The sequence below is a fragment of the Coleofasciculus sp. genome, from assembly GCF_046539235.1.
Classification (GTDB): domain Bacteria; phylum Cyanobacteriota; class Cyanobacteriia; order Cyanobacteriales; family Coleofasciculaceae; genus Coleofasciculus.
On the sequence record NZ_JBKHHI010000257.1, the window covers coordinates 1 to 9483 of the forward strand.

The 9483-nt window shown below is 47.6% G+C and carries 9 protein-coding genes and 1 pseudogene; 6 read left to right on the top strand and 4 right to left on the bottom strand.

Features of this window, described 5'->3' with window-relative positions:
- The first annotated feature begins 235 nt into the window (after nucleotides 1-235).
- The gene (ctpA, locus tag ACLFWI_RS20145) at nucleotides 236-1474 is read left to right on the top strand and encodes a carboxyl-terminal processing protease CtpA (RefSeq protein ID WP_446414391.1); all 1239 of its coding nucleotides are present in this window, start codon (nucleotides 236-238) and stop codon (nucleotides 1472-1474) included.
- Between the two features lie 256 nt (nucleotides 1475-1730).
- Here ctpA and ACLFWI_RS20150 read toward each other — a convergent pair whose 3' ends face one another.
- Nucleotides 1731-2360, bottom strand: coding sequence for an MBL fold metallo-hydrolase (locus ACLFWI_RS20150; RefSeq protein ID WP_446414392.1), 630 nt, complete (start codon nucleotides 2358-2360; stop codon nucleotides 1731-1733).
- 166 nt (nucleotides 2361-2526) lie between these two features.
- Between ACLFWI_RS20150 and ACLFWI_RS20155 the strand changes: the two genes are divergently transcribed.
- The 3 genes from ACLFWI_RS20155 to trmFO all read left to right on the top strand — a co-directional run bounded on the left by ACLFWI_RS20155 (nucleotide 2527) and on the right by trmFO (nucleotide 6037).
- Nucleotides 2527-3831: a site-2 protease family protein gene (locus ACLFWI_RS20155; protein WP_446414393.1), complete on the top strand. Its 1305-nt coding sequence runs from the start codon at nucleotides 2527-2529 to the stop codon at nucleotides 3829-3831.
- Nucleotides 3832-4091: 260 nt separating this feature from the next.
- Nucleotides 4092-4586: an FHA domain-containing protein gene (locus ACLFWI_RS20160; protein WP_446414394.1), complete on the top strand. Its 495-nt coding sequence runs from the start codon at nucleotides 4092-4094 to the stop codon at nucleotides 4584-4586.
- A 92-nt stretch (nucleotides 4587-4678) separates the two neighbouring features.
- Nucleotides 4679-6037 carry an FADH(2)-oxidizing methylenetetrahydrofolate--tRNA-(uracil(54)-C(5))-methyltransferase TrmFO gene (gene trmFO, locus ACLFWI_RS20165; RefSeq protein WP_446414395.1) on the top strand — a complete coding sequence of 453 codons (1359 nt, stop codon included), beginning with the start codon at nucleotides 4679-4681 and terminating at the stop codon, nucleotides 6035-6037.
- 87 nt (nucleotides 6038-6124) lie between these two features.
- Here trmFO and ACLFWI_RS20170 read toward each other — a convergent pair whose 3' ends face one another.
- Nucleotides 6125-6676, bottom strand: coding sequence for a hypothetical protein (locus ACLFWI_RS20170; RefSeq protein ID WP_446414396.1), 552 nt, complete (start codon nucleotides 6674-6676; stop codon nucleotides 6125-6127).
- Nucleotides 6677-6897: 221 nt separating this feature from the next.
- Here ACLFWI_RS20170 and ACLFWI_RS20175 point away from each other — a divergent pair, with 221 nt between their 5' ends.
- Complete coding sequence (locus tag ACLFWI_RS20175) at nucleotides 6898-8442, top strand: phytoene desaturase family protein (RefSeq protein ID WP_446414397.1); 1545 nt, start codon at nucleotides 6898-6900, stop codon at nucleotides 8440-8442.
- A gap of 25 nt (nucleotides 8443-8467) precedes the next feature.
- Here ACLFWI_RS20175 and ACLFWI_RS20180 read toward each other — a convergent pair whose 3' ends face one another.
- Entirely contained in the window at nucleotides 8468-8848 is a 381-nt protein-coding gene (locus ACLFWI_RS20180) for a hypothetical protein (protein ID WP_446414398.1), read from the bottom strand.
- Between the two features lie 2 nt (nucleotides 8849-8850).
- Entirely contained in the window at nucleotides 8851-9045 is a 195-nt protein-coding gene (locus ACLFWI_RS20185) for a hypothetical protein (protein ID WP_446414399.1), read from the bottom strand.
- Nucleotides 9046-9211: 166 nt separating this feature from the next.
- Between ACLFWI_RS20185 and ACLFWI_RS20190 the strand changes: the two are divergent.
- Nucleotides 9212-9409 (top strand): annotated as a pseudogene (locus ACLFWI_RS20190) (carotene isomerase); the annotation flags it as partial.
- Nucleotides 9410-9483 lie beyond the last annotated feature (74 nt).

Below are 9483 nucleotides of genomic sequence, written 5' to 3' on the forward strand. Positions count from 1 at the left end.
GCTCTATGAGAAATGTAACATAACTTGACAAGAGTAGTCCTTTGTCATTGGTCATTCGTCATTGGTCATTCGTCCTTTGTTGAGGAAATCGCTTCCCCAGCTTCCCCAGCTCCCCCAGCTCCCCATCTCCCCCAGCTCCCTCGGAAAACTGTGCAGTTGGCACACTTATTTTCTCAGACTTTGCCAAACTAGATAGATGAGAGCATCAAAGCCTAGCGTTAATTTTTGTTGAGTTATGCCAAAACGATCATTCTGGGTTGGACTGATAATCCTTTGCCAAATTGTCCTGCTATGGGTGGGGTGGACTCCCTCAGCTTCAGCATCGACTCAAGAACAACAACTATTTTCCGAAGCGTGGCGGATTGTCTCGCAAGCTTATGTGGATGACTCCTTTAACGAGCAAAACTGGTGGCTGGTGCGCCAGAATACCCTTAAGAAAGGTTTAGAGAACCGTGATGCCACTTACAAGGCGATTCAGGGCATGTTAGCCACCCTGGATGACCCCTACACGCGACTGCTTAAACCGAGTCAATATCGCAGTCTCAAGGTGAATACATCGGGTGAACTTTCGGGTGTGGGGTTACAAATTGCCCTGGATGATGAAACTGGTCAATTAGCTGTTGTCGCGCCCATCGCTGGATCTCCCGCCGAGGAAGCCGGAATTCAACCGCGCGATCGCATTGTGGCAATTGATGGCGAAACCACAGACACCTTAACCCTTGATGAAGCTGCCGCCCGGATGCGTGGACCTGTTGGCACAAGTGTAACCCTCTCAATTCAGAGTAAGGACGAGCAACCTAGGGTGATTGAACTGGTGCGCGATCGCATTGCCCTCAATCCAGTTTATGCCGCACTCGATTCTGAATCCAACAACATCCCCATTGGCTACATTCGCTTAACCCAATTTAGTGCCAATGCGCCCATGGAAGTCGCTAATGCCATTAACCAACTTGAACAAGAAGGAGCAAATGCTTATATTCTCGATCTGCGGAATAATCCCGGCGGTTTATTGCAGGCGGGTTTAGAAATTGCTCGTCTCTGGCTAGATCGTGGCACTATTGTCTATACCGTTAATCGCAATGGCATGATGGGCAGTTTTGATGCTTTTGGACAGGCAATTACAGAAGCACCTTTAGTTGTATTAGTCAACCAGGGAAGTGCCAGCGCCAGTGAAATTTTAGCGGGCGCACTTCAAGACAATGGTAGAGCGCAACTTGTCGGGGAAAGAACCTTTGGTAAAGGGTTAATTCAGTCCTTATTTGACTTATCCGATGGATCAGGGTTAGCCGTAACCGTTGCCAAGTACGAGACTCCCAATCATCGAGATATCAACAAATTAGGAATTACCCCGGATTGGGAAGTTTCTCTCGATCCGATGCCTGTGACTCGTGTCGGTACAGCCTCAGATCGACAATATCAAGCCGCCGTGGAATTGTTAACGGGTGATTCTGTCCTCGCCACTAAAGCCGCATAAGTTACAGATGGGGAGCAGGGGAAGCTGGGGGAGCTGGGGGAGCGGGGGGAGCCTGGAAGCCGATTCTGTAGGGGCGGGTTTTACCAATAACGTTTTGACCCAACCGATAACTGAACTAAACCCGCCCGTCTCAGGATCTCAGGGGAAGCAAAAATTAAATTAGAGCTGATCCGAGCCGTCAAAACTTAGTCGGGGCGGGTTTAGTGACATCGGGGTGAGGGAGGAAACGATAATAGTGAAACCCGCCCCTACACCATCAAACTAAGTCAATTTGAGACAACCGTTGATAAGCATGATCGATCGCGCCTTTCCCTCGGAGTGCTCCAGTGTTTGCCCCCGGGCAAATATAACTCAAGGTGTTTGGTGTAAAGCGATCGAGGAGAGACTGGAGACTGCGAAGTTGCCGTTGCCAGTGAAATGTTTTTGACACTCGTAACGGTATAGGTTCTCCCTCTGGGTTCGGTAGCAAATGGCGTCCAGAAAATAATACGCCCCCTTCCTGGTTGTAGTAAAGGCAAGCTGAACCCGGAGAATGACCCGGTGTCCATAAGGCAGTACAGCGATCGCAAATTGTCAACTCTCGCTCAAAGGGGGTAACTTGGGCGCTGGGTAGCAGGTAGGCTTCTTGTTCTTGAATCACCAGGTTACAGCCAAAGGCTTCCTGAATCTCCTGGGCTTTGCCAATACCGCCGCGATGGGTAATGAACAGACAGGAGACACCGCCGTGATCCCGCAAAAATTGGTGAGTGCCATCATGCCAAGCTGGACAATCAATCAACACCCCAGTCCCATTCTCTACAATGAAATAAGCTGTACCTCCTAAGGTGTCACGATTGGGTGGAAATGCGAAAATGTGATTAAGGACTAGGCGTGGGGATTTGAACACAGTAGCTTTTAGATTGGGCGACGATCTGGAACGAAAAACACGATGATCCGTTTAATACAAATCAGGTTGCACAATACGGATTGGTCTGTAATCATTAGCCACTTGGACTAATCCGACTCATCTGGGTCAAGATTTTGCTTTTATTACGAATGGGTATCTGTACATCATGGAACTCTGGTTACTCCTAATTTTACTTGTTTTCATTGCCTACTTTATTGGCAGGTACTCGGTTACCACGATGAACCGGATGCCGACACCCTCTCAAAACTCAGCGACTGGATCAACCGTTTCCCAGGCGGCTGGAAAGTTAGGGCTACGTCCAATAACCAAGCAGGAAGAAACGGAACTGCGAAATTGCTTTCCTTGGGGGGTCTACTATCTCCAAAATCTGGAGTATCGTCCCCAAGCGGTTTTATGTCGGGGTAAACTCCGCACGAATCCAGATGCGGCTTACAAAACAGTGCGGAAAAATGTTGAGGCAGAATTTGGCGATCGCTTCTTTGTGATTTTTCAGGAAAGCTTCAGTGGGAAACCCTTCTTTGCCCTGGTTCCCAACCCCTACACCCAGTCTAGAGGGAAACGGTTGCAGGACGAGTTAACCCGACCGGGGCTAGCATTAGCGCTGTTTGTGATTACCTTGTTTACCACAACTGTGGTGGGTGCCACTCAGATTGCCGGACTTTCTCCCGAACAAGTGCAATCCAACCCAGAGGCGTTACTCAAAGGATTGCCTTATGCCTTAGCACTGATGGCAATTTTAGGGATTCACGAACTCGGTCATTACCTCGTCGCGATGTATTACAAAATGCGGACGACTCTCCCCTACTTTATCCCTATACCCTTTTTCTTAGGTACCTTTGGCGCATTTATCCAGATGCGATCGCCTGTACCTAATCGCAAAGCCTTATTTGATGTAGGCATTGCCGGTCCGGTGGCGGGGTTACTGGTTGCCCTTCCCCTTCTGTTCTGGGGGTTAGCCCATTCTAGTCCGGTTCCGTTGACGGAGGAATCGGGATTGGTGAATATCCAATCCTTAGATCCGCGTTTTTCCCTATTGCTGTCAGTCCTTAGCAAATGGGCATTAGGTAGTCAATTTATGCCAGATATGGCAATCAACCTGCATCCAGTCGCTGTGGCTGGGTATATTGGGTTAGTCGTCACGGCGTTTAATTTAATGCCCGTCGGTCAACTGGATGGCGGTCATATTATCCACGCCATGTTTGGACAGAGAACCGGTGCAGCCATTGGTCAACTGAGTCGCTTATTGATGTTGGTTTTGGCATTCCTACAACCCGATTTACTCCTGTGGGCGATTATATTAATCTTGCTACCCGTTGTCGATGAACCGGCGTTGAATGATGTTTCAGAATTGGATAACGGGCGAGATTTTGCCGGATTGCTGGCGCTGACTGTTTTGGTGAGTATTCTCTTACCCGTTCCGGGAACCCTGTCACAATGGTTGAATTTTTAAGCGTCGCCAGTCCTGTAGTTTTCGATATAGCATGAAAGAAACACAGTCTTATTTCTTCTGCTCTCTAGAGCGTTCTCCGGGGACGCCTAATGTAGAGTAGCTGCAAATCCTAACCTGCTAAAATATCTGTTGTCCCCTTGTCTCCCTTATCTCCCTTGTCCCGAAGAGTTGCGATCGCCCAATGGTTAAACTAGATCAAACCACTGTGGGTTATTCGCTTGTCGTTGTTACCGCCTTCGGTAAACCCAAGGATAAAAAAAATGTCTCAAACTGAAACTTCTCAATTCCATCAACCTGCAAATAACAGCACCCCCAAGGACTCAAATCAGTCTTCAGAGGCTTCAGATGCTCAAGACAGGCATCTATTGCTGGTGGAAGATGATAAAGGACGCCGAGTCTTTCAGTTAGAAGCGGAAGTCTATTCGCTTGGTCGAGATCCAAGTTGCGATATCCGCTTGTTCTCCATGTTTGTCTCTCGCCAACACGCAACGTTACGACGGATGACACTCGATGACGGTTCCTACCGTTACCAAATTGTCGATGGGAACCTCCAAGGTCAACGTAGCACCAATAAAATCTCGATTAATGGTCGCCCAATTAGTAGTTATGAACTTAAAGATGCCGATCAAGTCATGTTTGGCGGTAGTGCAGGCGTGAGTGCCAAATACTACCGACTTAAGCCCGATGACAAAAAAAGTGGACCACTCGACCCGTTTGATATTACTCTAATTGACCCCAGCATGTTAGACGGCTAGAGTCGAACAGAATTCACTCCATCAAATCTCACTAGGGGTTTGTTGTTATTGGTCATTGGTCAATTGGGAGTAGGTGTGACAACAAAAAAATTATGGAACAACAGACAATTCAGGTAATTGGTGGTGGATTAGCCGGTACAGAAGCCGCGTGGCAGATTGCCCAAGCGGGTGTGTCTGTGGTACTCCATGAGATGCGTCCAGTGCAGATGAGTCCTGCCCATCATAGCGGAGAATTAGCAGAATTGGTCTGTAGTAATTCCTTTGGGGCGCTATCTAGCGATCGCGCGGCGGGGTTGTTGCATGAAGAGTTACGCCGTCTGGGTTCTATTGTTATCGCTAAGGCGGATAGCCATGCAGTTCCGGCTGGGGGGGCGTTGGCAGTGGATCGGGGGGTATTTAGCCACGATTTGACCGAAACCCTGGCTAGTCATCCCTTGATTGAGTTACGGCGGGGGGAAGTGCTACAAATTCCCCCAGATGGGGTTGTGGTGCTGACAACAGGTCCGCTGACGAGTCCAGCTTTAGCAACAGACTTGCAGCGCTTCACTGGAATGGACTATTTCAGTTTCTTTGATGCCGCGTCGCCGATTGTTGTTGGGGAGTCGATTAATCAAGATATTGCGTTTATGGCGTCCCGATATGACAAGGGAGAAGCAGCTTATCTGAATTGTCCCATGAATCGGGAGGAATATTTACGGTTTTGGCAGGAATTGTGTCAGGCGGAAAAAGCTGAATTAAAGGATTTTGAGCAAGAAACGGCAAAGTTCTTTGAAGGCTGTTTACCGATTGAAGAAATGGCGCGACGGGGGGAAGATACGATGCGCTATGGTCCCCTGAAGCCTGTGGGATTATTTGATCGCCGTCAGGGAGATTTTCGCGCCCCAGAAAATCAGAGTAAACGCCCCTATGCGGTGGTACAGTTACGCCAAGAAGATAAGGCGGGTCAGTTGTGGAACATGGTTGGGTTTCAAACAAACCTGCGTTGGGGCGAACAGAAGCGAGTCTTTCGGTTAATTCCAGGATTGGAAAATGCCGAGTTTGTGCGGATGGGAGTGATGCACCGCAATACGTTTATTAATTCGCCCGAGTTGCTGTATCCCACGCTACAGTTTAAAAGCCGTCCGACAATGTTCGCGGCGGGTCAATTAATGGGAACGGAAGGGTATACTGCTGCATCCGCTGGGGGGTGGTTAGCGGGGACAAATGCAGCGCGGTTGGTGTTGGGATTGGAACCGATTACGTTACCGCCAACGACAATGATGGGGGCATTATTTGAGTTTATTAGTTCAGCGTCACCGAAACATTTTCAACCCATGCCACCTAATTTTGGGATTTTACCACCGTTAGGGGTGCGGATTAAAGCGAAAAAAGAGCGGTATGGGGCGTATCGCGATCGCGCTTTAGCTGATTTGCAGAGTTGGCGGCAGAAATGCCAAGTCTCGGCGGCTTGATTCAGACCACATTGGCTTCGAGGTATCCCTGACGATGCTGATTCAAAAAACTTATCACTTGACTGCTAATGAGAACTGATGTTACCATCACAATAATAATTCATTGACTGGACAACTATCAGAACCGCTATTTACACAAAACGCAAACGAGAAAAAAATACTTTTATCTTCTTCGACAGCCTTATAAATAGCATCAAACGTATGGTAGATGTGACCAATTTTAGCCTGTTCTTGAAGCGGCTTTTCTGAAAACCCTTCACGGGAAGTAATTATGTTGAAAGTCATGTCTTGATTCTTGGCATATTCTAAAGTTAGCCAGGAAACAAGTCTTTGTTCAGATGGAGATAAGCCTTTATACCATGTTGCATAGAGTCTGAATAATTTTTCTTTTTTGTTGGACTGATCATCTTCATCATCTTCATCCTCTTCATCAATCCCTAGAAAATCTGTGATTTCATCTATCGTTTCCCCAGTGCGATTAATTTTCTCAATTCCATCATTTATGCTGTCTATAATATCGTCGATTTCCTCCAGGGGAAGTGCTAAGACTGAACTTTGATTAAATGTAACTGAGCAAATAAGACAAAAAGATATAAAGCTTAATAAATCGAATTTACTAAACATCATTTCTTGCTTCATGACAATCCCGAAAATAAAACAGGATAAAAATTTGCCAATTTTTAAGGATATATATCCTCCTAGTCTAGTTTAATTTAAAAACACCCCTCGATCTTGGGTATAATTACTTAAGGATTAGGTGACTCGTGATTGTCAGCGGGTAGATACCTAATTGTATTGACAAAAGAACCTTTTGCTCTTCGGCATCCAGTCCCTCAATTAGTTCGCGATCGCAATCTACAATGAGTTGTCCAGATATTATTGTTATCGGTAGTGGTATCGGCGGTCTAAGCTGCGCCGCAATGCTTTCCCGCTATGGCTTAGATGTCACGGTTTGTGAAAGCCACTCGATTCCCGGTGGGGCTGCACACAGTTTTATCCGCAACGGTTATACCTTTGATTCGGGTCCTTCCCTTTACTCTGGCTTATCCTATACTCCTTCCCCGAATCCCTTACGCCAAGTTCTGGATGCGATTGGTGAGGAACTCCCCTGTCTGACTTACGATACCTGGGGATGTTGTTTACCAGAAGGAGATTTTGACACCTCGGTGGGGGCGTCGCAATTTGCTGACGTACTAGCAAAGTTACGCGGGAATCAGGCGGTAGCGGAATGGCGTTCATTACAACAGGTAATGGCACCGTTGGGACAAGCTGCGATCGCAATTCCCCCGGCGGCGGTACGCTGGGATTTGGGGGTAGCGTTGACGGTGGGGCGATTTGCGCCGTCTATGTGGCAACATGGGTTCAATGTCATGAAGATGACAGGACCCTTTAGCCAGATTATAGATGATGTGGTATTTGACCCCTTCTTACGCAACTGGCTAAATCTACTCTGTTTCCTCCTATCGGGACTTCCAGCGAATGGAACCAGCGCCGCAGAGATGGCGTTTATGTTTGCGGATTGGTATCAACCCGGTGTTGTCTTAGATTATCCGGTGGGGGGAAGTGGCGCACTCGTGGAAGCCTTGGTACGGGGACTGAAAAAACAAGGGGGTCAACTGAGGTTAAATGCTCATATCGAGCAAGTTTTGGTGGAGAATAATCGGGCGGTTGGTGTGCGATTACGCGGGGGTGAGGAAATCCGGGCGCGTCAGGGGGTGGTATCTAATGCCTCGGTTTGGGATACGCTGAAATTGATACCTGAAGATGCGGTTCCTAGAGAATTTCGCCAGTCTCGACAAGCTACACCCACTTGTGAGAGTTTCATGCATCTGCATTTGGGGATTGACGCCCAAGGATTACGTTCAGATTTAGCCTGTCACCATATTGTGGTCAACGATTGGGAGAAAGGGGTGAGTGCGCCGCAAAATGTGGTGTTGATCTCAATTCCTTCGATTCTTGACCCCTCCCTGGCGCCACCGGGAAAACATACGATTCATGTATATACGCCGGGGAATGAACCTTACGAACTTTGGCAAGGACTTGATCGCCATAGTGATACCTATTTACAGCAAAAGCAGGTGCGATCGCAAGTGATGTGGCAAGCCTTGGAAAGAATTATACCCGACGTGCGATCGCGGTGTGATTTAACCTTAGTTGGTACACCGTTAACCCATGAACGGTTTTTGCGACGGTATCGGGGTTCTTATGGACCCGCGATTTCCGCCGGGGTGGGTTTCTTTCCGGGAGTGGGTACACCTCTAGGAGGATTATACTGCTGTGGCGATTCCACCTTTCCCGGAATTGGGTTACCCGCAGTAGCGGCGAGTGGGATGATTGCAGCGAATACTCTTGCACCTGTACAGAAGCATTTAGAGATGTTGAGGGAGATTGGTTGTATTAGATGATAGATAGGCTGGTTTGGCGATAAAGCTAAACTTCCTGCAATGTCTGGGAACCTTGAATATTTGGCAATGGTTCTAACGCCGTACTGATGGGAGAGTATTGGCAATAACAGACAACAATTGCATCAAAATCACTGCTGGGGGATTCTGTCTTGTACTCTTCAACCCGGGTTACTTGCCAATCTCCGATACGGCTGTGGGTGCTAGCATCTGGGAATTGTTTTTGGGCGAACTTGTCAATCCGGTGGTATTCTCTCAGGCGATAACCTGGTTCAGGAATCGGTTTACTCGAAGAGTCAAAGTGTTCAGCTAGGATATCTGTGATGGCTCCCGTATGAGCAAGTATCCGGTTTTCAGCGCCTTCTTCCTCGCTCCAGTCAGCACGAAAGATGATGTATTTTCTGCCCATGGTTAATCCTCCAGGTAATTAGGAAATTCCGTTTTGCCCTCAAACACACAATCGTATTTGAGTATATTATCTCCAGTCCGTTCAATTCGCAGCAACGTCCAGCCGTATTTCTTTTCCATCTCGTAACATTTGCCACGTTCAGTTACCGCATGGCGAGAATCGGGTTGTTCGCTGCGATCGCGTGCTTTTTCGAGCATCTCTTTGTCCAATGTTAAAATAAATTTCTAGTATCATACAAGATTAGTATCGATGAATTTCCTAAGATAGTGGTCGTCAGGTTAATTACGACATTAGATAAATGCCGTTTATTAGTTTCGATGTATGGTTTAGTGTCCTTACGCTGGGATTTGGGGTAGAGTTGACGGTGGGACGATTTGCGCCGGGGTGGGTTTCTTTCCTGGAGTGGGTACATCTCTACCCGGATTATACTGCTGTGGCGATTCCACGTTTCCCGGAATTGGGTTACCCGCAGTGGCGGCGAGTGGGATGATTGCGGCGAATACCCTAGCACCTGTACAGAAGCATTTAGATATGTTGAGGGAGATTGGTTGTATTGGGTGATGGTTGATGGTTCTCATTAATAAGTGAATCAGCGATCGCGGATTACTGCTTTTCGATTTGTCGAATCGCCTCTT